The organism is Halonotius terrestris (genome assembly GCF_006861665.1).
Taxonomy (GTDB): Archaea; Halobacteriota; Halobacteria; order Halobacteriales; family Haloferacaceae; genus Halonotius; species Halonotius terrestris.
This window is the reverse complement of record NZ_RKLU01000001.1, coordinates 408,670-434,190: the sequence shown is the minus strand read 5'-3', so window position 1 is coordinate 434,190 and position 25,521 is coordinate 408,670. Positions and strand designations below refer to the sequence as shown.

General features: G+C 63.7%; 27 protein-coding genes. 10 read left to right on the top strand and 17 right to left on the bottom strand.

Annotation, left to right across the window (positions count from 1 at the left end; genetic code table 11):
• Positions 1–39: 39 nt before the first annotated feature.
• The 4 genes from EGH24_RS02285 to EGH24_RS02270 all read right to left on the bottom strand — a co-directional run bounded on the left by EGH24_RS02285 (position 40) and on the right by EGH24_RS02270 (position 3,561).
• Positions 40–1,002 carry a homoserine dehydrogenase gene (locus tag EGH24_RS02285; RefSeq protein WP_142978558.1) on the bottom strand — a complete coding sequence of 321 codons (963 nt, stop codon included), beginning with the start codon at positions 1,000–1,002 and terminating at the stop codon, positions 40–42.
• The gene (locus tag EGH24_RS02280; protein WP_142978557.1) at positions 999–1,529 is read right to left on the bottom strand and encodes an amino acid-binding protein; all 531 of its coding nucleotides are present in this window, start codon (positions 1,527–1,529) and stop codon (positions 999–1,001) included. Before EGH24_RS02280 ends, EGH24_RS02285 begins: the two co-directional genes overlap by 4 nt.
• A 212-nt stretch (positions 1,530–1,741) precedes the next feature.
• Entirely contained in the window at positions 1,742–3,115 is a 1,374-nt protein-coding gene (locus tag EGH24_RS02275; RefSeq protein WP_142978556.1) for a cbb3-type cytochrome c oxidase subunit I, read from the bottom strand.
• 71 nt (positions 3,116–3,186) lie between these two features.
• Entirely contained in the window at positions 3,187–3,561 is a 375-nt protein-coding gene (locus tag EGH24_RS02270) for a hypothetical protein (RefSeq protein ID WP_142978555.1), read from the bottom strand.
• A 172-nt stretch (positions 3,562–3,733) separates the two neighbouring features.
• On the opposite strand from EGH24_RS02270, the gene EGH24_RS02265 reads away from it, so the two are divergent.
• The gene (locus EGH24_RS02265; protein ID WP_142978554.1) at positions 3,734–3,997 is read left to right on the top strand and encodes a DUF2249 domain-containing protein; all 264 of its coding nucleotides are present in this window, start codon (positions 3,734–3,736) and stop codon (positions 3,995–3,997) included.
• Between the two features lie 176 nt (positions 3,998–4,173).
• On the opposite strand, the gene EGH24_RS02260 is transcribed toward EGH24_RS02265, so the two are convergent.
• The 3 genes from EGH24_RS02260 to EGH24_RS02250 form a co-directional block, all read right to left on the bottom strand.
• Positions 4,174–4,407, bottom strand: coding sequence for a DUF2249 domain-containing protein (locus tag EGH24_RS02260; protein WP_142978553.1), 234 nt, complete (start codon positions 4,405–4,407; stop codon positions 4,174–4,176).
• Between the two features lie 48 nt (positions 4,408–4,455).
• On the bottom strand, positions 4,456–4,689 hold the full coding sequence (locus EGH24_RS02255; RefSeq protein ID WP_142978552.1) for a DUF2249 domain-containing protein: 234 nt from the start codon (positions 4,687–4,689) through the stop codon (positions 4,456–4,458).
• Between the two features lie 135 nt (positions 4,690–4,824).
• The gene (locus EGH24_RS02250; protein WP_142978551.1) at positions 4,825–6,579 is read right to left on the bottom strand and encodes a cbb3-type cytochrome c oxidase subunit I; all 1,755 of its coding nucleotides are present in this window, start codon (positions 6,577–6,579) and stop codon (positions 4,825–4,827) included.
• Positions 6,580–6,666: 87 nt separating this feature from the next.
• Here EGH24_RS02250 and EGH24_RS02245 point away from each other — a divergent pair, with 87 nt between their 5' ends.
• Complete coding sequence (locus tag EGH24_RS02245; protein WP_142978550.1) at positions 6,667–7,053, top strand: CGCGG family putative rSAM-modified RiPP protein; 387 nt, start codon at positions 6,667–6,669, stop codon at positions 7,051–7,053.
• Positions 7,054–7,148: 95 nt separating this feature from the next.
• Complete coding sequence (locus EGH24_RS02240) at positions 7,149–8,153, top strand: sodium:calcium antiporter (RefSeq protein ID WP_142978549.1); 1,005 nt, start codon at positions 7,149–7,151, stop codon at positions 8,151–8,153.
• A 44-nt stretch (positions 8,154–8,197) separates the two neighbouring features.
• Here EGH24_RS02240 and EGH24_RS02235 read toward each other — a convergent pair whose 3' ends face one another.
• Complete coding sequence (locus EGH24_RS02235; RefSeq protein WP_142978548.1) at positions 8,198–8,503, bottom strand: hypothetical protein; 306 nt, start codon at positions 8,501–8,503, stop codon at positions 8,198–8,200.
• Between the two features lie 87 nt (positions 8,504–8,590).
• Between EGH24_RS02235 and EGH24_RS02230 the strand changes: the two genes are divergently transcribed.
• The 3 genes from EGH24_RS02230 to EGH24_RS02220 all read left to right on the top strand — a co-directional run bounded on the left by EGH24_RS02230 (position 8,591) and on the right by EGH24_RS02220 (position 10,243).
• Positions 8,591–9,151, top strand: a complete 561-nt coding sequence (locus tag EGH24_RS02230; protein ID WP_142978547.1) for a hypothetical protein — start codon at positions 8,591–8,593, stop codon at positions 9,149–9,151.
• Positions 9,148–9,447 carry a cupin domain-containing protein gene (locus EGH24_RS02225; RefSeq protein WP_142978546.1) on the top strand — a complete coding sequence of 100 codons (300 nt, stop codon included), beginning with the start codon at positions 9,148–9,150 and terminating at the stop codon, positions 9,445–9,447. Before EGH24_RS02230 ends, EGH24_RS02225 begins: the two co-directional genes overlap by 4 nt.
• Positions 9,448–9,574: 127 nt before the next feature.
• Entirely contained in the window at positions 9,575–10,243 is a 669-nt protein-coding gene (locus EGH24_RS02220) for a helix-turn-helix domain-containing protein (protein WP_142978545.1), read from the top strand.
• On the opposite strand, the gene EGH24_RS02215 is transcribed toward EGH24_RS02220, so the two are convergent.
• Positions 10,244–11,821: a methyl-accepting chemotaxis protein gene (locus tag EGH24_RS02215; protein ID WP_185903208.1), complete on the bottom strand. Its 1,578-nt coding sequence runs from the start codon at positions 11,819–11,821 to the stop codon at positions 10,244–10,246.
• Between the two features lie 593 nt (positions 11,822–12,414).
• Between EGH24_RS02215 and EGH24_RS02210 the strand changes: the two genes are divergently transcribed.
• Entirely contained in the window at positions 12,415–13,722 is a 1,308-nt protein-coding gene (locus tag EGH24_RS02210; protein ID WP_185903220.1) for an MFS transporter, read from the top strand.
• A 367-nt stretch (positions 13,723–14,089) separates the two neighbouring features.
• Here EGH24_RS02210 and EGH24_RS02205 read toward each other — a convergent pair whose 3' ends face one another.
• The 3 genes from EGH24_RS02205 to EGH24_RS02195 form a co-directional block, all read right to left on the bottom strand.
• A complete protein-coding gene (locus EGH24_RS02205) occupies positions 14,090–14,938 on the bottom strand; it encodes an alpha/beta fold hydrolase (protein WP_221886695.1) in 849 nt (282 codons plus the stop codon).
• Positions 14,939–15,155: 217 nt separating this feature from the next.
• Positions 15,156–16,469 carry an MFS transporter gene (locus EGH24_RS02200; protein ID WP_221886694.1) on the bottom strand — a complete coding sequence of 438 codons (1,314 nt, stop codon included), beginning with the start codon at positions 16,467–16,469 and terminating at the stop codon, positions 15,156–15,158.
• A 215-nt stretch (positions 16,470–16,684) separates the two neighbouring features.
• Complete coding sequence (locus tag EGH24_RS02195) at positions 16,685–17,164, bottom strand: halocyanin domain-containing protein (RefSeq protein WP_142978540.1); 480 nt, start codon at positions 17,162–17,164, stop codon at positions 16,685–16,687.
• 354 nt (positions 17,165–17,518) lie between these two features.
• Here EGH24_RS02195 and EGH24_RS02190 point away from each other — a divergent pair, with 354 nt between their 5' ends.
• Positions 17,519–19,570, top strand: a complete 2,052-nt coding sequence (locus EGH24_RS02190; RefSeq protein ID WP_142978539.1) for a hydantoinase/oxoprolinase family protein — start codon at positions 17,519–17,521, stop codon at positions 19,568–19,570.
• Complete coding sequence (locus tag EGH24_RS02185; protein ID WP_142978538.1) at positions 19,567–21,210, top strand: hydantoinase B/oxoprolinase family protein; 1,644 nt, start codon at positions 19,567–19,569, stop codon at positions 21,208–21,210. The genes EGH24_RS02190 and EGH24_RS02185 overlap by 4 nt, the downstream gene beginning before the upstream one ends.
• Here EGH24_RS02185 and EGH24_RS02180 read toward each other — a convergent pair.
• The 5 genes from EGH24_RS02180 to EGH24_RS02160 all read right to left on the bottom strand — a co-directional run bounded on the left by EGH24_RS02180 (position 21,207) and on the right by EGH24_RS02160 (position 25,047).
• Positions 21,207–21,764: a GMP synthase subunit A gene (locus EGH24_RS02180; RefSeq protein ID WP_142978537.1), complete on the bottom strand. Its 558-nt coding sequence runs from the start codon at positions 21,762–21,764 to the stop codon at positions 21,207–21,209. The two genes, EGH24_RS02185 and EGH24_RS02180, sit on opposite strands and share 4 nt — an antisense overlap.
• A 92-nt stretch (positions 21,765–21,856) precedes the next feature.
• A complete protein-coding gene (locus tag EGH24_RS02175) occupies positions 21,857–22,561 on the bottom strand; it encodes a type 1 glutamine amidotransferase (RefSeq protein ID WP_142978536.1) in 705 nt (234 codons plus the stop codon).
• An 86-nt stretch (positions 22,562–22,647) separates the two neighbouring features.
• Entirely contained in the window at positions 22,648–23,748 is a 1,101-nt protein-coding gene (locus EGH24_RS02170) for a glutamate-cysteine ligase family protein (protein ID WP_142978535.1), read from the bottom strand.
• Between the two features lie 292 nt (positions 23,749–24,040).
• Entirely contained in the window at positions 24,041–24,466 is a 426-nt protein-coding gene (locus EGH24_RS02165) for a VOC family protein (RefSeq protein ID WP_142978534.1), read from the bottom strand.
• A 44-nt stretch (positions 24,467–24,510) separates the two neighbouring features.
• The gene (locus EGH24_RS02160; RefSeq protein ID WP_142978533.1) at positions 24,511–25,047 is read right to left on the bottom strand and encodes a DUF7097 family protein; all 537 of its coding nucleotides are present in this window, start codon (positions 25,045–25,047) and stop codon (positions 24,511–24,513) included.
• A gap of 50 nt (positions 25,048–25,097) precedes the next feature.
• Between EGH24_RS02160 and EGH24_RS02155 the strand changes: the two genes are divergently transcribed.
• Entirely contained in the window at positions 25,098–25,451 is a 354-nt protein-coding gene (locus tag EGH24_RS02155) for a DUF192 domain-containing protein (RefSeq protein WP_142978532.1), read from the top strand.
• Positions 25,452–25,521: the final 70 nt, after the last annotated feature.

Below are 25,521 nucleotides of genomic sequence, written 5' to 3'. Positions count from 1 at the left end.
TTCTCGACAATCGAGGTAGTCGACTCCGACGCGACCGACTTAGTTCTCAGTGAGCCGACTCACATCCGACAGCACCGCGGTCGCCGTTTCGGGGCCGCCGGCACCGCGGCCGCTGATGTTGAGTCGGCCGGCATGCGTCGTCTCCAGTTGGACGATGTTGAGCGTCCCCGTCACCGACAGCGGCCCGTCGTCGGGGACGAGTCGCGGCGCGACGCTGACGCCCTCCGGCGTCGATTCGCCGATCAGCCGGATCGTCCGGCCGTCTTCTGCGGCGAGTTCGAGCGCGGTCCCGGGGATATCGGTGATTCCGTCCACGGTCGCGTCATCGAGGGTGAACTCCTGATCGCCGTCGGCTAAGGTGTTCGAGAGGATGACGAACTTGAGCGCGGCATCGATCCCCTCCACGTCGAATGTCGGATCGGCCTCGGCGACGCCGAGGTCTTGGGCCTCCGCGAGGACGTGATCGTAATCCAGTCCCTCGGCGGCCATCCGCGAGAGAATGAAGTTCGCCGTGCCGTTGAGGACGCCCCGAGCGGCGGTGATATGGTCCGCGCCGAAGTCGTCAATGGTAGAGAGGATCGGGATCGCGCCGCCGACGGTCGCCTCGAAGCGGATCTGCCCCTCGCTGTCGGCCTCCAGNNCGCGGANNTCGCNGTACCGCTCGGCGACCGGNCCCTTGTTCGCGAGCACGACGTGGCGGTCGCGTTCGAGCGCCTGCCGAACGTGCGAGAAGCCGGGTTCGGCGTCCCCNAGCGTCGTCGGCGTCGCCTCGACNAGNACGTCGTANTCGGCNTCGAGNGCCNCGTCGGGATCGCTGTCGCCAACGACGCCGTCGTCGGCTTTGCGGTCGAGGACGGCCTCGGTGTCGACGCCGTCAGGGTCGATCACGGCCGAGGAGGAGTCGGCGACGGCGGTGACGGTGTGGCCGTACTCGTCGGCTAACTCGACGACCGAGCGGCCGACCGCGCCGACGCCGAGGACGGCGAGTCGCGCGCCAGTCATTGGTTGCCCTCCGTGAGCGGTTCGATGACATGGAGGTCCTTGCCGTCGGCGATCTCGCGGAGTGCCGAGAGCACCTCGTCGGTCGTCCCCGATTTCGTCTTGAGGCGCACCCGGGCACTCGAACTGTCGTCGTTACCGCGGGGAGCCGACAGCGAGAGGTCGGTCAGCGACGCGTTGGCACAGGCTTCGACCTGCTGGAGGGTATCCGAGAGGTCAGTGTCAACGAGGTGGCCGACCAGCAGGACGACCAGCTCTTCGTCGTACCGTTCGGAGCCGGCCTGAATCACGTTGACGCCGGCCTCACGCAGGGAGTCAACGATCCGCTCGAAGCGATCCGGCGCGCAGGAGACGTCGACCTCGACGGGGATATGTCCCCGCGGGGTGACGTTGCCCCGCTCGTGGTAGATCGACATGAGGTTGCCGCCGGCCTCCGAAATCGGTTCGAGGGCTCGCAACAACTCGCCGGGTTCGTCGACGAGTTCGAGCCGGATCGTGTGGGTCTGGACCTCGCTTGTGGCGTCGCTCATTGGCGATCACCTCGCTGCGTCGTGCAATCCGGTGTTGTGGTCGGACACGGTGTCGGTGTGCGTCCCGACAGAGAGCTGGTGCTCTGTCGCGCGATGCTGGCCGGTCGGGAACGTGCCGTGTCCGTCGGCATACGGGACGTGATTTTCACGGACAGTATAAGATTGCATCGAAGGCACGTCTCGCGTGTCGGCGCGGTGCTCGATCCGACGGTTTAGCCGCTGTCGACCTCGGCCGTCTCACCGGCCTCCGTCGTCGCCGACGCCGATTCCCCGCCTACCGCCACTCCGAGAATCGTCGCCAGCGAGTCGTGGCTGTGCGTGCGGATCACGCCGAGGATGTTTGCGAGGAAGACGGCGACGCCGGCCAGCAATACGACGCCGGCGGCGGCCGCGGCAGTCGGCCACCCCAGCCAGTCGGCGGCGACGAGGCCCGCGGTGCCGACGACCAGCAGGCCGAAATCGAGGGCTGCGAGGCGGTCATCGTAGAGGTCGTCGATCATCGGGACCGGCTCGTAGCCCAGCCGGTCGCTGTACCGCTCGACCCAGACGATAAACGGGACGATGTGGTACAGCGTACCGAGGACAACGAAGCCGACGACGCCGACGACCAGCAGGTACAGCGTCCGTGGCGCGCCGAAGACCGTCGCGCCGGCCAGCGGGTCGGCGAACCACGCCGGGACGGCGAGGACAGCCCAGCCGGCGAGTGCCACCGCGGCGACGGCGTACCGCGAGCACATCGGCGTCCACGGGACTTGCGTCTCGACGAGTCGTCTGGCGAGAATCACACTGAACCCGCCCAGCGACGCGGCGACGAGCAGCCCGCCCGCGGTCGCCAGCGGCGCGGATTCGAGCAGTCGGCCGCCCGCGAGCGCGAGGACGCCGACCGGGTAGCCGACGGCCTCCAGCCGGCGGAGCGGCCGGTCGATCCCGTGGAGTTCCGTTTGGGTGAACATCGTCGCCAACTGGTAGAGCGCGCCGAGTACGGTCGTGATGACGACGCCGAAGACGGCCAGCGTCGCGTGGGCGGTGACGACGGCCGTTCGCGGGACGCTTACCGAACCGAGGAGCCCGACTCTGAAATCGAGGGCCAAAATCAGTCCGAGCGTCGTCGCTACCACCAGAAACCCGAGGGCGAGCGCGAAGTGTCGCTCGGTGATATCGTACTCGGGTAGCCCCCACAGCGTCCGGCCGATGTTGTAGGCGAACAGCCAAAAGCCGGCCAGCAGCACGGTCCCGAACACGGCGACGAGCCGGAACTGCCCGAGGGCGAACGCGCCGGCAACCCCGAGCAGGCCGGCAGCGACCGTCCACAACTGCCACCGCGCGAGCCGCCGGGAATGCAGCGTCGCGCCCGACCAGACGGGAACGAACTGCGTCATCGCGCCCATGATCGTGATACAGACCCAGCCGGCCAGCAGGAGGTGGACGTGCGCGAGGGTCAGGCCAGCGGCTCCCTGTCCGAACGCCGTGAGGACGCCGAGCCCGACGGCGAGACAGAGACAGCCGAGGGCGACGAGGAAGTGCTGGAGCGGCACTCGCGTTGGCGGGCCGCTGTCGGTGTCGAGATCGTTCGGAACGACGGTCATACCGATCGTACGGCATCGACGCCCCTGCGCGTGCTGCCGAAGATGTTCGGCTCGTTCTGCGAACCGTCCGGCTACTCGGTCGGATCGAACAGTTCGACGACCGTCCGGAGGGTGTCCTCGTCGTCGGCCGCAGCCAGCACGGATTCCGGCGTCGCCAGCAACTCATCGAGGAGCGAATCCGCCATTTCCTCGATGATCTGCTGCTCGGCGGGCGTCAGCGACGTTTCGGCCGCAAGCCGATGCATCGCTTGCTGCAGTTCGCGCTGTTTGATCCGCTCGCCGTGGGTGCGGATCGCCTGCTGGACGGCTGCGGGGTCGATGGTGTCGGTTTCGGCTGTGATGGCGTCGGTTTCGGCCGTGTCGCTCCCGGTCGCCACGCTGTCGACGCCGTCGCGCTCGGCGGCGGCCTCGGGCTGGCGGCCGTCGGATGGTGAAGTGAGATCCATAGCTCGGAACGGCAGCAGCGCGGGTTGTTGGTGGCCTTTTTCGATCCGTCCGCTAAAACCGAGTGCCGAAGATGTTCGCCCTCAGCCTGTATCGACGCCGTTCGTTTCGGCGATCAGATAGCCGAATATATTCGGCAATATGTCTCTGTGGCTGTGTCCCGTTGGCAACAGTATGACCGACCTGGGTACGATCCTCGCTGAGACTGATGCCCCGACCGACCGGCCGCGCGAGACGCTCGATGCTCGGGAGTTGCCACCGCCGCAGCCCCTCCAGCAGACGCTTGAACGGCTGGCCGAGTTGGACGACGAGACGGTGTTGGTCCAGCGCAACGACCGCGCGCCCCAACACCTCTTTCCGAAGGTAGCGGACCGCGGCTACAGCTACGAGACGGTCGAAACCGATGACGCCGTGGTGACGGCGATCTGGCGCGACTAGCTCAGTTCGCGTTGAGCACGCGACCACAATCAGGACACTCCTGCTCGACGACGGCGACCTCCCGCTCGCAGTCGGGACAGTACTCCCGTTTACACGGTTGCTCGCCCATGGTTTTCACGTGTGTACCGCGGTTGAAAAACGCTGAGTGAGGCGGACTCTGTCTGCGTCGCCAGCGACTACTGTTTCGGGAACGTCGCAGCGAACTCGTTGTCGTTGCGCTGTTCGACCGCGTAGTTTTCGGCGTCGAAGGCGTCGACCTCGGCCTGCATCTCGTAGAACAGCGGCTTCGGATCGTGGTCGTTGATGATCGTCAGCGACTCGCCGGCGTCCAACGCCTCGAAGGCGGCGTGAATCTTCGGATGTCGTTGTGGCGGGGGAATTTCGCGGACATCGAGCGTGGTGGTTGGCATACAGCCACCGGTTGCGACGCCGCGGGCATGGGCCTGGCCCCGAAGATGTTAGGCGTGACTGATCGCCACGCGCCACTCGTCGTCGGCGACCTGCGTGGTATCGTACTCGTAGCCCTTGCGGGTGAGCACGGGGTACAGCGGTTTCGGCTCGAAGCTGTTGATCAACAGGGCCGTCTCATCCTCGCTGATGTTGTTGATCGCGGCCATGATATCGCTGAACGGTTCGCCGTCGATTGCCCGTGCATCGACCGTCTGTGCGTAGGTTACGGAGTCGGCGGCCATACTCGGATGTTGTCCCGACCACAGAATACCCATTACCCCGATGATGTTCGGCATCGACTCGCTATCGATGACCGATTCGCTATCGACGATCGATTCGGCATTGACGGTCGTTCGCGGGCAACGTCGCCAGCGTCGTCAGTCCGCCGTCGGCTCGGCGTCAGGGTCGCCGCCGTCGGCGACGGCTGGATCAGTGTCGAGCTTTTCGGCGAACCACTCCCACTCGCGGGTGTTCATGCCGTCGCGTTCGAGGTTCCACGGGTCGCCGCTCTCGACGCGTTTGCCCTCCAGCCACGAGGAGACGAGGTTCCAGACGAAGATCAGCTGGCCGATCGTCAACAGGACGACGCCCACCGTGGCGAGTTGGTGCAGCGAGGCGAAGTACTCCATCGGCCCCACTGAGCCGGTGTAGGCGGCGTACCGCCGCGGCATCCCGCCGTAGCCCAGCAGGATCATCGGGAAGAAGGTCAGGTTCGTCCCGACCATCGTCAGCCAGAAGTGCGCTTTGCCGAGCGTGCGCTGGTACCACCGCCCGGTGTACAGCGGGAACCAGTAGTAGATCCCCGCGAACACTGCGAAGGCAATGCCACCCATGATGACGTAATGGAAGTGGGCGATGACGTGGTAGGTGTCATGCAGCACCTGATCGACCGGAATCGACGCCTCGAAGACGCCGGTGACGCCGCCGATGATGAAATTGGCAATAAACCCGAGACAGAACAGCATCGGCGTCGTCAGCCGGAGCCGACCGCCCCACAGCGTGGCGATCCAGTTGAACGTCTTCACCGCCGAGGGAATCGCAATCGCAATNGAGACGGCCATGAANNNNGCNCGNANCCGNGGGTCGATGCCCGTGGNGAACATGTGGTGGGCCCAGACGCCGAAGGAGAGCACNCCGAGGGCGAGCGTCGAGTAGACGACGAACTTGTAGCCGAACAGCTTCCGGCCGGCGAACNNCGGNAGAATNNANCTNATGAGCCCCATCGGCGGCAACACGAGGATGTAGACCTCGGGATGGCCGAAGAACCAGAAGATGTGTTGCCAGAGGATCGCCCCGCCCTCGGCAGCGAAGAAAGCCGTCCCGAAGTTGCGGTCGGCGACGAGCATCAGCAGCGCGCTGCCGAGCAACGGGAACGCAAAGAGAATTTGTCCTGATTGGACGAGGATCGTCCACGAGAAGAGATCGAGGCTTGCCCAGCCGACCTCCTCGTCGCGCTGAGTGAGGATGGTGGCGATGAAATTGATCGCCCCCATCGTCGCCGCGACGCCGGTCAGGTGCAGGCCGAGGATCATTAGGTCAACGCCGGGATTGGGCTGCTCGATCGACAGCGGCGCGTACAGCGTCCATGCGGTTTGGGCGCCTTCGATCCCGGAGATGAACGGCCCGAGAAGGATGCCACCCCAGATGAGCAGCGCGCCCGGCGGCAGTAGCCAGAAGGCGATGGCGTTGACCCGCGGGAAGGCCATGTCGTCGGCGCCGATCACCAGCGGAATGAGGTAGTTCGAGAACGCCGCGAGGACCGGCGTCCCGAAGAGGAACAGCATCGTCACGCCGTGGCTCGTCAGCAGGACGTTGTACGTCGACCGCCCCAGCAGGTCAGCGGCGGGCGTAATCAACTCGAAGCGCATCAGGACGACGGCGATCCCACCCCACGCGAACGAGATGACGGCGAACGCTCCGTAGAGCAGCCCGATATCCTTGTGATCGACCGTGGTGAGCCAGCGGAGGATCCCGCTGGGCTTCTCGTGGACGACCGATTCCGGCGTGCCGTAGCCCTGCCTTCCGCCCCCCGATACCGTCTGTGGATACCGCCGGGTGAGAAAGACAGCCAGCCCGACGAAGGCGATCCCCATCACGACAGTGAGTGCGATCTGCGGACGCAGTGCGACCATATCGGTGGCTGCCGCTACTGGGGCATACAGTTTGGTCGGAACATGTTCGACTCGCTCCTTTTGCCCGATCGTTGACAAGGTCGTTGCATGGCACGAACTGATGTTGACCACGACGATACCGACCCCGACGACCGCGATGCTCACGATCACGACGCCAGCCACGGCGACGACGCTCACGATCACAGCGACGCCGAGCCGATCACCGACCGCGTTCACGACACCTCGTGGTCGGCGAACCTCGAACTGCCCCAGCATGGCGAAGATCGAGACCTTCTGATCGCACAGGCTATCGACGCTATCGAACACACCGAACCGGGCTATCACGTCAATCTCGTCACCCATGGCGACCACGGCCACCCCTCGGCATACCTCTACGACGCGCTCGATGCTGCCGACATCGACGCCGAAATCGACTACGAGTATATCGAACAGTGCGGCTGCGGCGGCCACGTCACCCGCGTCCATCTCGACTAACGGGCTGCGAAGCTACCCTACGGCTCCGCCGTCCTGCGTCGCTTCCTGTCCATCATGGCGTAACCCTTTCACCGTGCGCCGCGAGAAATCGGCCAATGGTCGGTCTCGTCGGCTCCGTGGTCCTCATCGTCGTCGCCACCGCCGTTATCTGGAAAGGAAGCCAGCACTTCGAGCGAGCGGCCGGGCGACTCAGCAAACACTACGGGCTGCCGGTCGCCGTCCACGGCGCGGTCGTCGTCGCCGTCGGCTCCAGCTTTCCCGAAATCAGTTCGATCGTCATCAGCACGGTCGTCCACGGTGAGTTCGCCCTCGGCGTCGGCGCGATCGTCGGCAGTGCGATCTTCAATCTCCTCGTCATCCCGGCCCTCTCCGCGCTCGCCAGCGAGAAACTGGGATCGACGCGCAATCTCGTCCACCGAGATACCCAGTTCTACGTCATCAGCGTCTTGGTCATCTTCATCGTCTTCGCGCTCGGGGCGACGTACATCCCGGGCGGGACGAACACGGCCGCGATCCTGACGCCGGCGCTGATGGTGTTGCCGCTCGGGACCTACGTCACCTATCTCTTCCTCCACCAACAGGACGCCAGCGACTACGTCGGCGAGGACTTTCACATCGATTCGCGGAAGGCGTGGACGCGACTGGCCGTCGCACTCGTCGTGATCGCCGTCGGCGTCGAGGGCCTCGTTCGCGCCGCGCTCTCGCTTGGCGATCTGTTCGGGACGCCAAGCTTTCTGTGGGGACTGACCGTCATCGCAGCGGCGACGAGCCTGCCGGACGCCTTCGTCAGCGTCACCGCTGCCCAGGCCGACGACAGCATCACGAGCCTCACGAACGTCCTCGGCAGCAACATCTTCAATCTGCTCGTCGCTATTCCCGTCGGCGTGCTGTTGGCCGGCTCGGTGACGATCAACTTCCTCGCGGCGGTGCCGACGATGGGGTTTCTCGGCCTCGCCACGCTCGTTTTTCTCGTGTTCGCTCGCACCGACCTCGAACTCACTGATCTGGAAGCCTACAGCTTCCTCGGTCTGTACCTCCTGTTCGTGGTGTGGATCACGCTCGAATCGATCGGCCTCATCGAGACCGTTCGCGGTTTTTGAACTCGGCGGCAACGCGGCCGCTGACTGTCAGCCTCGCAGTTGTTTCAGTCCACGACGTACGACTGGTGGTCGCCGCGGGTCTCGGTGTCGACGAACTGGTGGCGGGTCGCCTCGCCGACCGCGCCGGCCGACGACTGGTCGCCTTCAGTCGTCGCGTACACGTCGTTCGCGCCGTCGAGTCCGTGGTCCCGAAGCCGGGTTTCGATCTCGGCCGGGAACCCTTCGCCCGCCTCGCAGTCGATGACGACGAGGAGATCTGTAAAACTCTTGGCCACGAACGCGTCGTCGATGGCGTCGTGGTCGGCCACCTCGTCGGCGAGCCGCCGGAGTTCGGTCGCTCGGTCGGGCATGGCTCACACTCTCATCGGCAGCCGCAAAGCCAGCGGGCCGAATATATTCGGGAGTACCGATAGGCCGACGGCAACCGATGAATCGGTATGGTCGATATCTCACTCCCGTTCGGCGACGACGGCGCGGAGTTCGACGCCATCGAGGCGTTCGTCCCCGAACACCTCCCCGAGCCCGACGCCTTTCTCGACGGCCACGACGTGCTGACCGAGGATGCCCACGTCGCNTTNCACNCNNNNACCCGCGANCTGTTCGAGNAGCGCGGCGTCTACGACATCACGTTCGGCTACAACCTCGCGCGGCTGAACCNNGACNCNCGNCANCCNNACGCNGGCTANCGNTACGCCGAGGANANCGAGGAGCCGGGCATCCTCCGCGCGGAGTTCACGCCGACGACGCCGTTCTGTCCGCAGACGCACACGCTGACGCTGGGTTCGTTCCGGGCGTGGAACGGACTGGCTGACCGCCATGAGTACGACCTCGTCCGCGTCCGCAGTCACCCGATGCACCACGAAAGCGAGGCGATCAACGCGAAACTCGCCGAGATTGAGACGGCGTATCGGGAGACGGGCGAGGTGCCGGAGCCCGAAGAAATCGGTGGCGACACACGAAGTGGCACCACAGTCCAGCCACCGGAGGCCGATCAATGACGACCGTCCGCACGCTGTCGGCTCTCGATGGCGAGCCTCACGCGCGGGTCTTCCCCGACGCGGAGCCGAAGACGATCCGACTCACGCTCGCGGCCGACGAGGCGATTCCAGCCCACATGCATCCCGACTGCGAGATCGTGCTGTATCTCGTTTCTGGCAAACTGGCACTCCGTGTCGGAGACGAGACCGACACGCTAGAGGCCGGAGATGTCGCCCGGTTTGATGGCGGGCGAGAGATTTCGCCGCGGGCTATCGAGGCCAGTACCGCGCTGCTCGTGTTGGCCCCGCGAGCGTGACGGTGCTGGCGATAGCGACCAAAAACCCGAACATGTTCGGGCACAGTGGCATACACCCCGAGGACGAACATATTCGTATGTCCCACCACGCGACGATAACTGCCGGCCGGCTGGGGGTGCGTGCCTGATGACTGAAGCCCGCCTGACGGTCACGCTGCCCGAAGCGATCTGGATCGGCGATGTTTCGAACACGCATCCCGAGACGACGTTTACCGTGCTGACGGCCGTTCCCGACGAGGACGTCGGCTTCGGGCTCGTGCGACTGACCGGGCCGGATATCGAGACCGTCCTCGCGGATATCGAGGACTACGATCAGATCACCGAGCTCTCGGTGCTCCAGCAGACTGACGAGCAGGCGACGATCCAGTTCCAGACGACGATGCCGCTGGTGCAGTTCTCGGCGCGGGCCTCCGGGATGCCCATCGAGTTCCCGATGGAGATCCGCGGCGGCAAAGCGACCGTTGACGTGACCGGCTCTCACGAGCGGCTCTCGGAGCTCGCCACCCAGCTTCGGAACTTCAATCTGGAGTTTCAGGTCGAGTACGTCCAGGAGCGACTCCACACGAGCCAACTGCTCTCGGAGACCCAACGGGAGTTGGTGCTGGCGGCGGTCGAACACGGCTACTACGACACGCCGCGGGACTGCTCGCTGACGGANCTCGCCGAGACGGTCGGAATCGCCAAATCGACCTGCAGCGAAACGCTACACCGCGCCGAGGAGACGATCATCAAACACTTCGTCGACGACCTGCCGACGCCGGCCGAATCCGACAACCGACTCGTCGCTCCCGAGTAATCAGACCGCGCCGAGAGAACTCTCGACCGCGTCAGTGAATTTCGACTGTTGGACGATCGTTTCGGCGTTCCGGCGGAGTGGTCGCCAGACGGATCGGACTTCGTCGAGCGCGTCAGCGACGCCAGCGGGGGCGGGCGCGAGGGTGTCGCCGCGGTGCGTGCCGCCTTCGGTGAGCGTATCGAGGGCGTGTTGGAACTCCTCGATATCCGACTGGAGGGCGCGTTTCGCCTCACCCGTCGCGTCGCTGGTCTCGCCGGCGCGTTCGTTGCGAGCGATCGAGAGAGTCTGTTTGGCGATTCGCTGGCTGAGCATGCGCTGGCGGCCGGCGATGTTGATCTCGTCGGGGTACTCGCTGCTGTTGGACAGGTCGGTGTAGGCGGTGACGACCGCATCGCTCAGCGTCAGGAGTTCCTCGTTGGTCTCCTCGATAGCGGACACGGCGGCCTCGTACTCGTCGTTCGTGAGGGCGACGTGGTCCTCGCTATCGCCGACATCGAAGCTGTTGAGTTGGCTGCTGAGATCGACGACGACCTCGTCGAGTTCGGCGACGCTCTCGGCAATTTGGGAGATTGCAGCGGTCTGTTCCTCGGCAGCCGCGGAGACGGTCTCGGCCTCGTCGCCCGTCTGCTCGCTGACGGTGACGACCTCCTCGATCATCTTCACCATCTCTTGTGTCGAGGTCGCCTGCTCGTCGGTTGCCTCGCTGATCGACTGGACGCCGTCGTTGGCCTCGGTGATGCGGTCGGCGATCGTCTCAAGGGCGGTGAGGCTGTCCTCGATCGTTTCCCGGCCCGACTGGATCGTCGCCCGCATCTCGCGGATGTCGCTGGCGGCGGTCGTTGTCGTCTCCTGAATCCCGTCGACGCGGTCGGCGATGTCGGTCGTCGCTGCTTGGGTCTCTTCGGCGAGGCTTTTGACCTCGTTGGCGACGACGGCGAACCCGTCGCCGGCCTCGCCCGCGCGGGCAGCCTCGATCGACGCGTTGAGCGCGAGCAGGTTCGTCTGATCCGCGATATCGTCGATCAGGTCCACGACCTCGGTGATCTCCGCCATCTCCGATTCGAGGGTGTCGATCCGCTCGACGGTGCCGTCGGCTTTCGCCTCGATCTCGCTCATCGTTGCCATCGACTCTTCCGCGAGATCGGTGCCCTCGGTCGCGTGGGTCGCCGCCTCCTCCGACAGCGTCGCCACCTCGTCGGCCGAGGAGGCGATCTCTTCGATGGTCGCCGAGAGGTCGGTGAGCTCGTCGCTCGCGCTGTTGAGTTTTGCTGTCTGCGATGTCACACCGTCGGTGATCTCCTCGATGGATTCGGCGACCTCGGTGCTGGTCTGTTGGATCTCGTCGACGCCGGCGGACAGTTGGTCAGTTTCGGTGGCGACCTGCACGCCGAAGGACTGTATTCCCAGCAGGGTCCCGTCCAACGCGGCCAGCGTGTCGTTGATCGACCCCGAGAGATCGGTCAGTGGCCCATCGCGCCCCTCGGTTTCCAGTCGAACGGTCAGATCGCCGTCGGCCGCTGCCTGCAGTTGTTCAGTAATCGCTTCGATGTCGCCGTCTACTGCTGTCTCTGCACTCATGTTACTGAACATACGCTTTTCGTATAAATATAGTCTTATATCACAAACTTTCAGCCAACACATTCGATGAACGTACTTCAGAATCGAATTTCACTGTCTAGGTATCAACTCTATTGGGTCGAAAATAGCCGTGGTGTGCAAACGTCAACCATACAAGTGGCCTGGTATGCGACAGAACAGCACTTCACACCGATTTGTATTGAATAATAACGTAGATAATCGTCGAAAGTGGATGTGTATAGCTAGCTTTTTCTCGAAATAGGTTTGAATATTTTATTTCTACTTCCAAAACCACGAAACGTACTGACGACGAAACTCGAACAATCGAACGTCAACCTTTGCGACTCATATTAACTCGTGTGTCAACCGTTGATCTTATTAAGCACCCGTATGTGTGGATGAGATGCGCTAGGATACATGATTGGAAGATTAATTCCATCCGAAGCACTGAAACGCCAACTATCCCGCCGCAGTGAGTGGTCGAATCGGCACCGCTCGGCTGTGGGATCATCCGACTCGGAAGTTCGATTCGATTGCGCTACCGGCACTGACCGCACGGTCGGAGGTGTCCGCGCATGAAGAGTCCGATCAAGATGACGAAGTACCGGACGCTGGTACTGGCGACGATCGGATTCAACTTCTCGTTCCTCATCTGGTTCTCCTTTGCCCCGTTCACGGGCGGGATGGCTGAGGAGTTCAGCCTCTCGACCGCCGAGATCGGGATTCTGGCCAGCTCGGCCATCTGGATGGCGCCGTTCGGTCGCATCCTCACCGGTTGGCTCTCCGATAAGTTCGGCGCGCCGGTCATCTTCGCTATCGTGTTAGCGTACGTCGGCGTCTTCTCGATCGGCAGTGCGTTCGCNCAGNNNTACNCCGTNTTCTTCGNCGNNCGNCTNATCGTNGCGACGGCGGGCATCACGTTCGTCATCGGCATNCAGCACGTCNCNGANTGGTTCGANGAGGNGNANCTNGGNNNNGCCGAGGGGATCTACGCCGGNATCGGCAACGCGGGCGCGGCGGGCGGCGCGCTCATCCTCCCGCGTGTCTTCGGCACCGGTTGGAGCGGCCCGTTGTTCGAGACCAACTGGCGAGCGGCCTTCTTCTGGACCGGCTGTGTCTCGATCCTGCTTGCGGCCGTCTACTACATCTTCGGCGAGGCCGCGAAAACTGAGGAGAAACGCCAGGCGACCAAAGAGAACGCGACCGCGAAAGGCTGGTTCTACACCGCCACCCGCTACGGGACGGTCGTGCTCGCGNNNGCNTACNTNATGNCNTTCGGNCTNGANCTNTCGATGAACGGCTGGCTCGCCACCTACTACCGNGAAGNGTTCAACACGNANAACCTCGNGTTGGCAAGTACGTTCGCGGCGACGTTCTCCGTGGCTGCCGGCCTGCTGCGACCGTTCGGCGGCTACGGCAGCGACCTGCTGGCTCGCAAGGAGATGGACATCCTGCCGTTCTTCAAAGGCCAGTACCGCGAGCAGTGGACGTTCCTCGGGCTGTGTTTCATCGTCGTGACGATGTTCGGCATGACGATGGCCGGCCTCTCGGGCGTCGTGATGAACGCGGTCATCGTCGGCTTCCTCGTCGGCACGGGTTGTGCGTGGGCTGAGGGTGCGATCTTCGCCCAAGTGCCGGCGATGTTCCCCAACAGCTCCGGTTCGGTCGCCGGCATCGTCGGCGGCGTCGGCACGGTCGGCGGGATCGTCTACCCGCTGATCTACTCTGCGCCGTGGCTCGCCAACTTCCACATCGGCTACTCCGTGACCGCCGTGTCGATGATCCCCATCGTCCTGCTGGCCGCGTGGGTATTCCAGCCCGAAATCTCGAAGGTCGCCAACACGGCCGGCTTCGTTGGCGACAGCAGAGAGCAGCCGTCGGCGACCCCGAGCGACGACTGAACGCATCGCAGTAGCAACGACCATCGGCTGACGGCCGCTGCGGCCGTCGGCTTGCAGTGCGGTTTTCTTTTGCTCTTATCCGATACAGTGACGTAGCATACATATTGACATTGGTAAATGAGGCAGTGCGAGATTAGAAGCTGTACCATACTTCCGAACCGGACATCTTCCTCAATCAGAGCGACGCGTCCGTTTCGTTGTTCACGCCGGTAGGGAGGACCGAACGTTGCTGCAAGCTACATGAGTATCTTGGTGGTCAGAACGACACCACTGGATGAGCGGACACATGGAACGCGAGCCCCTCGTTGCTAACAGAGCCAGCCGCCTGTCGCGTACGACTACCTTTCTTGAAGTTGGTTCCAGCCTGTTATCTCTTGAGATGCTCCAGCAGTAATTCGCTGACACGGTCGGGATACTCATGGGTAATCCAGTGGGTTGCATCCGGAAACTGTTCAAGATCGCTATCCGTGCAGAATCCCATGCTCTTTGGGGCCAGTTCAGGGATGAGTGCTTGGTCATTTTCCCCCCAGAGCAGTACCGTCGGTGACTCCACCTGCGTCCGTGGTGGCTCGATACCGTATTCGCCGAGTGCTCGGTACCAGTTGAGCATCGCGGTTGGCGCCCCAGGCTCTGCCCACGCTTGTCGATACCGCTCAAAATCCGTTGTACTGAATGCTCCGGGTTTGGACGGGCCATTCATTACGGATACCCACGTGTCGAAGTTGGTCTGTTTGACCCGCTTCTCTGGCGTATTCGGTTGTTGAAATGCGAAAATATACTGGCTTTTCTGCCGTTGCTTGGGATTCGACTGGAGTGCTTCGGTGAACACGGTCGGATGCGGCATGTTGATGATTCCGAGTCGATCGACAGATTCCGGCGACCGTAGCGCGACATGCCACGCAACGGTGCCACCCCAATCATGGCCGATGAGATGGGCACTGTCACACGGCTCGGTGGCGAGTAGTGCGACGATATCCTCGGCGAGGGTCCCCACACGGTAGGGTTGGACTCCATCCGGTTTCTCACTCCGATTGTAGCCGCGTTGATCGGGGACGAGTACGCGATAGTCTGCTTGGACGAACCCCTTGATATACTCGGACCACCCATACCAGAATTCGGGGAAGCCATGAAGGAGCACGACGACCGGATCAGCAGGGTCGCCCGCTGACACAACATGCAGGGTCACATCGTTCACCTCCCGGAACGTCCGCTCCACGGACGGAATATCCGGGAGTGGGGCGTTTGCATCCGTTGCAGCCATCAGCTCACCCTCTTGGGTTCAATATCATAGTATGCCCGCTCTTGATTTTTACCCGATACTGATGTAGTACTCAATCCTGCACGCCAATCTGTCCTACTCTCACCTCTCTGCTGATTTTCACCAAAGTACGCAAGCGCGTTTTATGTTCAGCCGCACCCAGCATCTCTCGTCGTCACGAGCCGACGGGCTGTGACTCCTCGGTCTCGACACGGGAATCCGACCGATAGAGCGTGTAGACGCTCCCCAGCCCGATGGCTGCCAGCAGCCCATAGAGAAGGAAGCCGCGTGCGTAGCCGACGGGCCCCATCAGCTCGACGATCGTCCCGAAGATCGGCGGGAGCACGAACCCACCGAACGCCCCGAGGCCGCCGATCCAGCCCGAGGCCCCGCTGACGGCTTCGGGAATCTCCTCGGGAACCTTCTGAAAGAGGGCCGCGTTGTTGATCCCCATCCCGGCTCCGACGACCAGCGTCCCGAAGAAGGCCAGCGGCACCGACTGGATGAACGCCAACAGGAGCGAGCCAGCCAAGACGATCCCCATGGAAATCGCGGCGGTTTCCTCGCCGCCGATGTTGTCGGCGATCGAGCCCGCCGGGACGCGGATCAGCGAGCCGAAAATCGTGAAGACGCCGACCAAGCCGCCGGCGGTCTGGGCTCCCACGCCGAGGTACTGCTGGTAGTAGGTCGGCAGCCACGTCACCAGGGCGAGGAAGCCACCGAAGGTAAAGAAATAGCCGCCGACGAGGGCCCACGTTTTCCAGATCTTGGCGGATTTGATGAGGCCTTCCAGCGGGGTCCCCTCGGGGAAGATTTCTTGGCCTGCTTCGCGGGCTCGCTCGCGGGCGACCGCCTCGTCGAGACCCTGTCGCTGGAGTTGGAAATACCACGCATCGGCACTGAGAACGTAGTACGCGGCCACGCCGACGAGCAGGAGGCCGAACCAGGCGATATACGAGCCGGTAAACCCGAACGTGGCGAACAGGATCGGGATCAGGAACGTGAAGATCCCGGGTGCGATGTTGCCGACGCCGCCGTACACGCCGAGGGCGAATCCCTGTTCGTCGTTCGGATACCAAAACGACGTTTGGCTCACGCCGACAGAGAAAACGCCTATCCCACAGCCGCTCAGTGCCGCGAACACGAAGAAGGCCGGATACAACGAGGCGTCCATTCGGTCCGGATAGTACAGCACCAACAGCGTCGTAAAGCCGGCCATCCCGATGATCGACAGCCCAAGCAGGATGAGGAACGGCTTTCGCCCGCCGTTTTTGTCACACCACGCGCCGAAGGGGATCCGGAGCAACGAGCCGAGCAACACCGGCGCGCTGACGAGGAAGCCGGTCTGGGTCGTGCTCAGGTCCATCGCCGACTGGAACCGCGTCGCAGCCGGACTTAACAGGGCGACAGCGGCAGCCCCGAAAAAGAAACCGATGGTCGCAGCCGTTAACGCCCGTTTCGGTGTTCCATCAATGTTAAAATCGTCCATAGAATTGGGCATCTATCCGTGATATTTGGATTATATTTACGAACAACGTCATTCTGTCTGCTTTTATGTGTGTCGGTCTAGTCGCTCTCGATGGTAAATAAAACAAAATAAAACGGATTTTAATCGGACGTATATCAAAAACAAATCAGCAGAAGCGGTTTTCCGGGGCTGTCCCCCCGGCCGTCCAATCAGCGATCGGTCCCGACGTGATGCCGTTACTGCACCACGATGGCCCCTTTCATCCCGAGGGCGCGGTGGGGCGTACAGAAGTACTTGACAATCCCCGTTTCGGAGACCGTCTGTTCGTATGTGTGGCCGCCCTCAGTGACCGTCTCGCTCTCGAACTCGCGGTTCTCGCCGGCGACGTTGTGGCCGCCGCCCTCGCCGGTCCACTCCCAGACGATTGTCGTCCCGGCATCGACGGCGATCGCCGGCGGATCGAAGCGGAGCCCGTTGTCACCGGCGCCGACGCTGATCGTGACCGAGTCCTGCCCGGTCAGATTGCGGGTCTGCTCGTAGTTGTCGACGTCCTCGAACCAGCCCTCGTAGTCCGGTTCGGATTCGAGGAACTGGCTACCGCCGCCGCCGTCGTCGCCACCGCCGCCTCCCCCGCCGCTACAGCCGGCGAGGGCAACTGTCATCGACGCACCACCGAGAGCCTGCAGTACCGTCCGTCTGCTGAGAGAGTCGTTCATTGGTCTGACCTCATCCCTTCCTTGCTCGGGTAGCAAAGAATCGCTATCGAGGATTCCCACTAGGCGGCAACCATGGCGAACATGTTCGGCTAATTCTTTCACCAGTCGGTCGCTGAGGGAGATATTCAAATACGAGCAGCCAAGCAGGAGGATCAGCCAACCGACCAACCGCTATTCCTGGCGGCCTGCGAAAATCTTCGATTTTCGGGCGACCAGAAGCGAAGCTTCTGGTAGACTGAAAGGGCGAGAGAGCCGAGGGCTTTCTACATCCACACCGCTCACGCAACTGCGCATCTGAATACAACTTCGTCGAAAGGCGCAAACGCTACAGGCCCCACCCCGTTTGCTCACAGTATGAGCCAGCGGGCGAGCGAGCCGACCCGGATCGGCGTCGATGTTGGCGGGACGTTCACCGACGTTGTCCTTGTCGTCGACGGCGACCGCTACACCGCGAAAGTGCCGACGACGGCCGACCAGAGCGTCGGCGTCCTCAACGGAATCGAAAAGGCCTGCAACGCCGCCGGGATCGACCCCGTCGCCATCGACGCCTTCGCACACGCGATGACCGTCTCCGTAAACGCACTCCTCGAACGCGACGGTGCGAAAACCGCACTCGTCACGACCGGGGGCTTCCGCGACGTGCTTGAGATCGCCCGACAGGACCGACCGGATCTCTACGATCTCGACGCGACCAAACCCGAGCCGCTGGTCCCCCGCGCTCGCCGCTTCGAGATCGACGAACGCGCGACTACTGAGGGAATCGAACAGTCGGTCGATCCCGACGACGTCCACGACCTCGCCCACGAGATCGCCGCCACCGACGCCGAAAGTGTCGCCGTCTGCCTGCTGCATGCCTACGCCCACCCGGAAAACGAACAGCGCGTCGCCGAAATCCTGTGCGAGGAACTCGACGTACCCGTCTCGGCCTCTCACGAAGTCCTGCCGGAGTTCCGGGAGTTCGAGCGCACCGCCACGACCGCCGTCGACGCCTATGTCACGCCAGCGATCCGTGGCTATCTGACTCGACTCACGGAGAACGCGACCGATGCTGGCGTGCCCGAACCACGCGTCATGCAGGCCAACGGCGGGATCGCCGACAGCGAGACCGTCAGCGACCACGCCGTCTCGACGACGCTCTCCGGCCCAGCTGCCGGCGTCGTCGGCGCGGCGGCGACAGCGGCTGAAACGGATGAAAGTGCCGCGCCCAGCGTCGTCACCTTCGATATGGGCGGTACCTCAAGCGACGTAAGCCTCGTCCGCGACGGGACCGCCGAGCGAACGACCGAGGCCGACATCGACGGCATCCCGATCCGGACACCGATGGTCGACGTGACGACCGTCGGCGCGGGCGGCGGCTCGATTGCGTGGGTCGACAGCGGTGGCGCGCTTCGGGTCGGTCCCGAGTCGGCGGGCGCAGAGCCCGGCCCTGCGTGCTACGGCCACGGCGGCGACCGCCCAACGGTCACCGACGCCAACGTCGTCCTCGGCTACATCGGCGACGACACCGCCTTGGGTGGTGAACTCACGCTGGATGTCGAGGCCGCCCACGCTGTGCTCGCCGATCTCGCCGATGAGGCTGATCTCCTGGACGTCGAGGCGGCCGCCCGCGGCGTCGTCCGGGTCGCCAACGCGACNATGACGCGGGCGATCCGGTCGGCNACCGTCGAGCGCGGCCACGACCCNCGCGAGTTCGACCTCGTCGCCTTCGGCGGCGCGGGGCCGATGCACGCCGCCGCGCTCGCTGCTGATCTCGGGATGGATCGCGTGGTCATCCCCGCGCCGGCTGGCGTCCTCTCGGCGTACGGCCTGCTCGCTGCCGACGAAACCCATGACGCCGTTCGGACGGTGACCCAGTCGCTCGCCGACAGCGATCCCGAGGAAATCGACGCGATGTACGACGAGTTGATCGAGTCCGTGTTGGCCGACACATCCGAACCGGAGGCCGCCACTATCGAGCGTGCTGCCGATTGCCGCTACGACGGCCAGAGTTTCGAACTCACCGTCGCGGTCGACGAGTTTTCGCCAGATGCCGTCGCCGACGCCTTCGATGCAGCCCACGAGCGCGCCTACGGCTATACCCTCTCCGCGCCGGTCGAACTCGTCAATCTCCGAGTGACCGCGACCATCGAGGGGTCGCCACCTGCGATCAGCCACGATGGCGGGGGCGACGCCGTCGTCGGGAGCCGTGAGGCGATCTTCCCAACGGCCGACGGCGACACCGAAGCGCGCGTGTCAGCCACCGTCTACGACCGCTCGAAACTCGCCGCCGGGGCGACGATAGGCGGGCCGGCGATCCTCGAACAGGCCGAAAGTACCACCGTCGTCCCGCCCGACTGGCAAGGCCGAATTCGTAGTGACGGCGCACTCGTGATGCAGCGAGACGACGACACGGGAGGCGACCAATGACGGACACAGGCGGGATCGACCCGGTGACGCTCGAAGTCCTCCGAAATCAATTCGAGAGCGTCGCCGACGAGATGGGCCAGGTACTCATTCGCGGCGCGTACTCACCGAACATCACCGAACGCCAGGACTGCTCAACGGCGATCTTCGACGCCGACGGCCGGATGGTCGCCCAGGCCGAACACATCCCCGTTCACCTCGGCGCGATGCCCGAGGCCGTCGATGCCGTCCTCGATCACGACCCCGCGCCTGGCGACGTGTTCATCCTCAACGATCCCTTCGCCGGCGGCACCCACCTGCCGGACGTAACGCTCGTCTCGCCCATCGCGCCACGCGAGGAGATCATCGGCTACGCCGTCTCACGGGCCCACCACGCCGACATCGGTGGGATGACCCCCGGCAGCATGCCCGCCGGCGCGGAGGAGATCTACCAGGAAGGCCTGCGGCTCCCGCCGACGCGCCTCGTTGACGCCGGCGAACGCAATGAGGAGTTGTTTTCGTTGATTCTCGCCAACGTCCGCAACCCCGACCAGCGACGGGCCGACTTCCGCGCGCAACTCGCATCCACCGAGCGCGCCGAGGAACGGATCGCCGATCTCATCGACGACCACGGCTACGACCGTGTCCGCGACGGCTTCGACGCCGTTATCGACTACTCGCGTGAGCGGATTCAGGATTCCATCGCGGAGCTACCGGACGGCACCTACCGCGCCAGCGACGTGCTGGAGGGCGACGGTGTCACGGACGACGACATCGAGATTCAGGCGGCCGTGACCATCGACGGCGCGACGATCACCGTCGATTTCGCGGGGACGGCTGAACAGGTCGCCGGCAACCTCAACGCCCCGCTGTCGGTCGCCAAGAGCGCGGTCTACTTCGTGATTCGCTGCATTACCGATCCCGAAATCCCGCCGAACCACGGCTGCTACGAGCCGGTGACCGTCGAGGCACCCGAGGGCTGTCTGCTGAACCCGTCGCCGCCCGCGGCTGTCGTCGGTGGCAACGTCGAGACCAGCCAGCGGGTGACCGACGTGGTCTTCCTCGCACTCGCTGAGGCCGCACCTGACCGCGTGCCAGCACAGGGACAGGGAACGATGAACAATCTGATCATCGGCGGCCGCGGCGGCGACTTCGCCTACTATGAAACTATTGGCGGCGGCTTCGGCGGCCGCGCGAGCGCTGACGGGATGGACGGCGTGCAGGTCGGGATGACCAACACGCTGAACACGCCAGTCGAGGCACTCGAAGCCGAATACCCGCTGCGGGTCGAACGCTACGCGCTGCGGTCCGGCTCCGGTGGCGACGGCACCCATCGCGGCGGCCTCGGGCTCGAACGTCGCCTGCGCGTTCAGCAGGACGCGACCGTCTCACTGCTCACGGAGCGACGCCGTCACGCGCCGCAGGGTGTCGACGGCGGCGAGCCGGGGTTGACTGGTGAGAATCTGCTACAGCTGCCGGGCGAGAGCGAGAAATCGGTGGCTGCGAAAACGACGGTTGACGTGCCGGCCGATACCGTTGTCACGGTACGAACGCCGGGCGGCGGTGGGCACGGTGATCCGGGCGAGCGCAACGCTACGAAGCGAGAGCAAGACAGAATCGACGGTAAAGTCGACGACGAAAATGAGCGCGGCGGCGACGCTTAACTCGACTGCTCGCAGATATCCCGAAAGTTCTCGAAGACCTCCTCGCCGCGTTCGGTGTGGATCACTTCGGGATGCCACTGGACGCCGTAGAGGTTGCGGTCAGTGTCGCTCATGGCTTCGATTCCGCACACGTCGGAGGTGCCGGTGCGACTGAAGCCCTCAGGGAGTGTTTTCACTTCGTCGGCGTGGCTCGCCCAGACGCGGGTGTCGGGCGCGAGCGAGCCGATCAGGGGGTCTTCGTCGTCAGTGATCTCGACGGTCACGTCGGCGTAGCCACCGTACTCGCCGGCCCCGACGCTGCCGCCGAGTTCCTCGGCGATGAGTTGCATGCCGAGACAGATGCCGAGGACGGGTTCGTCGCGGTCGAGGTACTCTGCCGAGCGGCCCGCGCGATCCATGTCGGGACCGCCGGAGAGGACGAAGCCGTCGGCTTCGACCTCGTCGGGATCAACATCGTTGTCGACGAGATCAGCGTCGACGCCGAGATCGCGGAGCGCGCGCTGCTCCAGATGGGTAAACTGCCCGTGGTTGTCGATAACCGCAATGCGAGTCATGGCTTCTCTTCGCTGCTGGGGCTCAAAAGGAAACCGAAACCGGACGGAGAACTGGGTGTTTGGTCAGCTACGCAGCAGCACGGCGGGCCACTTCAGTCGGCAGCAACGCGGTCGCCCTGAACCTCGGCGACGTAATCGAGGAAATTGTCGAAGAGTTGCTTGGCCTCACAGGCGGCCGCGTAGTTCGACTCGGTGATGCCGTCGAGTACCTCCTGGATCCGTTCTTCGGAGAGCTGGTCGTCCTTGCCGGTCGTCACGGTTTCGGCAGTCTGCATATCGTACTCGGGATGGAACTGCACGCCGATAGCGCGATCCTTGCGGAAGCCGTGAATCCCGTAGTCGTTTTCGGCGAAGACCGTCGCGCCCGGCGGCGGTTCGGCGACCCGATCCGAGTGGGTCGTGAAGACGGTCATCGACTCGTCGATGCCGTCCAGTAAGCGGTTCTCGCCGTCGTGTTCGACGGGTCGGTAGCCGATCTCGTACTCGCCCATGTCCTCGACACGGCCGCCGAGTACGTCGGCCAGCAGTTGGTGACCGTAACAGACGCCGAGGGCTGGGAGGCCGGCTTCGACCGCGCCGCCGACCCACGTTTTGAGGCGGCCGATCCACTCCTTGTCCCAGTAGACCGACGCGCTGGAGCCGGTGACGACGAAGCCATCGAAGCCGAAATCATTCGGTAGCTCGCCGGACGGACAGCGAAACTCGCTCACGTCGGCGTCGAGTTCCCGGACGAAGTTCCGCTCGGTGTCGTCGGCCGCGTGTGCCGCGTTCAAAAGGCCGATTTTGGGCCGACTCATGGAATCGTCTCACATGTACCGGGATGAAAAGCTGTTGCCTCGTTCAGGTTTTGTTGTCATTCGTTCAGTTTAGCCGGTGCGATGCGTCAATCGGCTGCAACCGCGGCCGACTGTCGGACATCCTCGCGTAATCGGTCAGCATACTCCAGTCGGAGCCGGCGGGCGGTCTCGCGGTCGATCGTGTCGTCGTGGTCGAACGTCTGTGTGATCGGCGCAAACGCTTGTGGATCGAACCCCATCCGCGTGAGATACGCCGCCAGCGACTCGGTCAAACCCTCGTGGATCGCGGTATCGACGTAGTCGGTGACGGCATCGAAGTCGGGGAGGACGATTTTATCGTCATCGACGCGGCCGGTATCGCCGCCGATTTGCACCTCACAGCCCGAGAGATCGCCGGCGACGTCAGCGATGGTGTCGGCCAACTGGACCGTCCGGCTCGGGAGCGTCGTATCCGGTGATCGCCACTCGACGGTCCCGAATTCCTCGCGGAGCTGGACCGGCGTCCAGACCGCGCTTTCGGGATCGAAACAGTGCTCGAAGGTCGTCTCGTCAATCCCGGTAGCCAGAGCTTGCTCGCGGAACCGTTCGTATCCGGCCTGCAGGCGTTCGTTCCAGCCCTCACGATCATCGACATAGGGCCACAGTTCGCCTTGGTCTGTGAGGTCGTCGTAGGCCAGCCGCCGGTAGCACTGCGAGCGCGCGCCGGCAGCCAGTGGTTCGCCGCGGAAGTGCCGTGCCGAGTTGACCAACGCCAACGCGGGGTCGAGCGCGATCAGTGTGTTGAGTTGCTCGACCGCTCGCCCGGGCTGCTGTTCGATGTGGATGTGCGTGCCGGCACAGTGGCGGACGTACTGGAAGTCCTCGCCGACGACCTCGTTTTGGATCCGCGTTCGGTCGCAGGGAATCTCCCGGATCTCCTCGTGATTCAACGGCGTCGCCAGCGGGACGAGCCGCTTCCCGAGTTCGTCGCCGCGATCAAGCGCGGCTCTGATTCGCTCGAAGAGTTCTGCGCGGAGTTCGGCCGTCGACGCACACGGCGTCGTCTTGATCTCAAGCATCGGCTCGACGAACTCCCGTTCGGCTCCCGGGAGGTCGATGAGCGCGCCCGGTCGGGTCAGATACCCCTCGTCGTCGACGACCCAGTATTCGACCTCAATACTCCGCTTGCGTGGTTCGTGAGATGACATGAGGGAAGCTCAGTATGAGTGGTCGATCCTGCGAGATGTCTGTGTCACGCAGTCACATACTAGAGTACGCCGCTGGTGTCTACAAAATACTTTGGACGATTACGTCAATATGTCCTTAAATTATATTTATAGAGGGTATGAAATCCCAAATTTTGTCTATATTTGGATCTAAATAGAAGATAAGAATATTTTCGTTCAGATAACGTCGGGGCGCAGGGTGATGAAACTACGGATGCCCACCACGCCGCATCAGAAGGCCGCTACATAGGATGCCAATGTGGTCGGCCGTCGGCTACAACGCCATCGGATCGAACCGGGTGTTGTGGCCACTCCAGCGTTCGCCGTCGTCATCACGGGTGTCGATGTAGAGTTCGATGCCGTTGCCGTCGGGATCGTCGAAGTACAGCGATTTACTGATCCCGTGGTCGACTGGCTGGACGCCGATCTCTCTCCCGTGGAGCCACTCGTAACACTCCCGGAGTTCAGCCGGCGAGTCGAGTTCGAAGGCGACGTGATAGAGCCCGCGACTGTTCGGCGGTGGCGACGACGCGCCGGGGCGAGCCTGCAGCGCGAGGTCGTGGTGGTGCTCACCAAACGAGAGGAATGCGTAGTTGGCCTGCTGTTCGGTGACCGACAGTCCAAGCAGATCGGTGTAAAACGAGAGTGCCCGGTCGAGGTCGCTGACGACCAAATGAACGTGGCCGAGGTGCGAGGCCATACGCGCAGCAGGGTCGGGAGCGTGATAGAAGTACTGCCGGTATACTATTCCTCGAATCGATCACGGGCCGACTGGAACCCCAACTCCTCGGTTTCGGCCGCCTGTCGCTGTTCCCGTTCGGCGACGGCTTCGGGATCGGGATCGACATCGTCGTCGATGCGGGCGAACGACTGGTGCACCTTGGCGTGGCACCACCGACACAGCGCGACCGTAAGTTCGTGGCTGGCGTCGACGGTTTCCGAATCGCCGTCGTCGGTGTCAGCGTCACCGTAGGACAAGTGGTGTTCCTCGATCAGTGGGCGGCTATCGTCGTGGGCGAGCCGGATTTCTTCGAGGCCACACCGCCGGCACTCGTCGGCCGTCGTCGTCCACCGGTAATGCGCGCACCCTCGCCAGTCGTCTGTCTCGCCGACGTGGCAGGCGTAGTCGTCGGCCGCTCGCTCCTCGGCGAACTCGGGATCGACGCCGGCATGGTTGAGGGCGAACCGACACCGACCGTCGTCCGTGAGGTGGTCACAGTGCCCCGCGACTTCGTAGGGGTCGTCGACGCCGACGGGCGTGCCCTCTGGCGTCTGCTCCATAGCGGGCGTCGGCCCCCCAGAGCTAAATATCGCCCGGCCGACCCCCCTGTGTGCAGCTCGTTCACTGGCCGGAATCGGGTGGCGGCAGGCAGACACTCGCCAGCGACATCGAAATCGCGGACTCGTTTCTCGCACAGGCTCGCGGGCTGATGTTCCGACGGTCGCTGGCCGACGACGCGGCCCTCGTCTTTCAGTTCGACAGTGAGTCGAAACGGGATGTCCACATGCTGTTCGTCCCCTTCGCTATCGACGCGCTGTGGCTCGTTGACAACGAGGTCGTAGCGAAAAAGCGGCTGCAGCCGTGGATCGGGCTCGGCCGGGCAGCGGCGGAGACGCTGATCGAGTTGCCGGCCGGGGCGGCCGATGAAGTTGCAGTCGGTGATCGGGTGGCACTGGTCGACTAAGCGGTCGTCTGTGTGCCCGGATGCTCGCTGCGGCGCAGACGGCAGCTTTATTTCCCTGTATGTGTGAATA

Coding starts and splice junctions, on each gene's coding strand:
- EGH24_RS02260 (WP_142978553.1), bottom strand. CDS start 4,407: ATGCCAACCACCACGCTCGATGTCCGCGAAATTCCCCCGCCACAACGA.
- EGH24_RS02195 (WP_142978540.1), bottom strand. CDS start 17,164: ATGAACGACTCTCTCAGCAGACGGACGGTACTGCAGGCTCTCGGTGGT.
- EGH24_RS02275 (WP_142978556.1), bottom strand. CDS start 3,115: ATGACCGTCGTTCCGAACGATCTCGACACCGACAGCGGCCCGCCAACG.
- EGH24_RS02200 (WP_221886694.1), bottom strand. CDS start 16,469: ATGGACGATTTTAACATTGATGGAACACCGAAACGGGCGTTAACGGCT.
- EGH24_RS02160 (WP_142978533.1), bottom strand. CDS start 25,047: ATGGAGCAGACGCCAGAGGGCACGCCCGTCGGCGTCGACGACCCCTAC.
- EGH24_RS02185 (WP_142978538.1), top strand. CDS start 19,567: ATGACGGACACAGGCGGGATCGACCCGGTGACGCTCGAAGTCCTCCGA.
- EGH24_RS02225 (WP_142978546.1), top strand. CDS start 9,148: ATGACGACCGTCCGCACGCTGTCGGCTCTCGATGGCGAGCCTCACGCG.
- EGH24_RS02165 (WP_142978534.1), bottom strand. CDS start 24,466: ATGGCCTCGCACCTCGGCCACGTTCATTTGGTCGTCAGCGACCTCGAC.
- EGH24_RS02265 (WP_142978554.1), top strand. CDS start 3,734: ATGACCGACCTGGGTACGATCCTCGCTGAGACTGATGCCCCGACCGAC.
- EGH24_RS02215 (WP_185903208.1), bottom strand. CDS start 11,821: ATGAGTGCAGAGACAGCAGTAGACGGCGACATCGAAGCGATTACTGAA.
- EGH24_RS02245 (WP_142978550.1), top strand. CDS start 6,667: ATGGCACGAACTGATGTTGACCACGACGATACCGACCCCGACGACCGC.
- EGH24_RS02255 (WP_142978552.1), bottom strand. CDS start 4,689: ATGGCCGCCGACTCCGTAACCTACGCACAGACGGTCGATGCACGGGCA.
- EGH24_RS02175 (WP_142978536.1), bottom strand. CDS start 22,561: ATGAGTCGGCCCAAAATCGGCCTTTTGAACGCGGCACACGCGGCCGAC.
- EGH24_RS02270 (WP_142978555.1), bottom strand. CDS start 3,561: ATGGATCTCACTTCACCATCCGACGGCCGCCAGCCCGAGGCCGCCGCC.
- EGH24_RS02240 (WP_142978549.1), top strand. CDS start 7,149: ATGGTCGGTCTCGTCGGCTCCGTGGTCCTCATCGTCGTCGCCACCGCC.
- EGH24_RS02180 (WP_142978537.1), bottom strand. CDS start 21,764: ATGACTCGCATTGCGGTTATCGACAACCACGGGCAGTTTACCCATCTG.
- EGH24_RS02170 (WP_142978535.1), bottom strand. CDS start 23,748: ATGTCATCTCACGAACCACGCAAGCGGAGTATTGAGGTCGAATACTGG.
- EGH24_RS02235 (WP_142978548.1), bottom strand. CDS start 8,503: ATGCCCGACCGAGCGACCGAACTCCGGCGGCTCGCCGACGAGGTGGCC.
- EGH24_RS02280 (WP_142978557.1), bottom strand. CDS start 1,529: ATGAGCGACGCCACAAGCGAGGTCCAGACCCACACGATCCGGCTCGAA.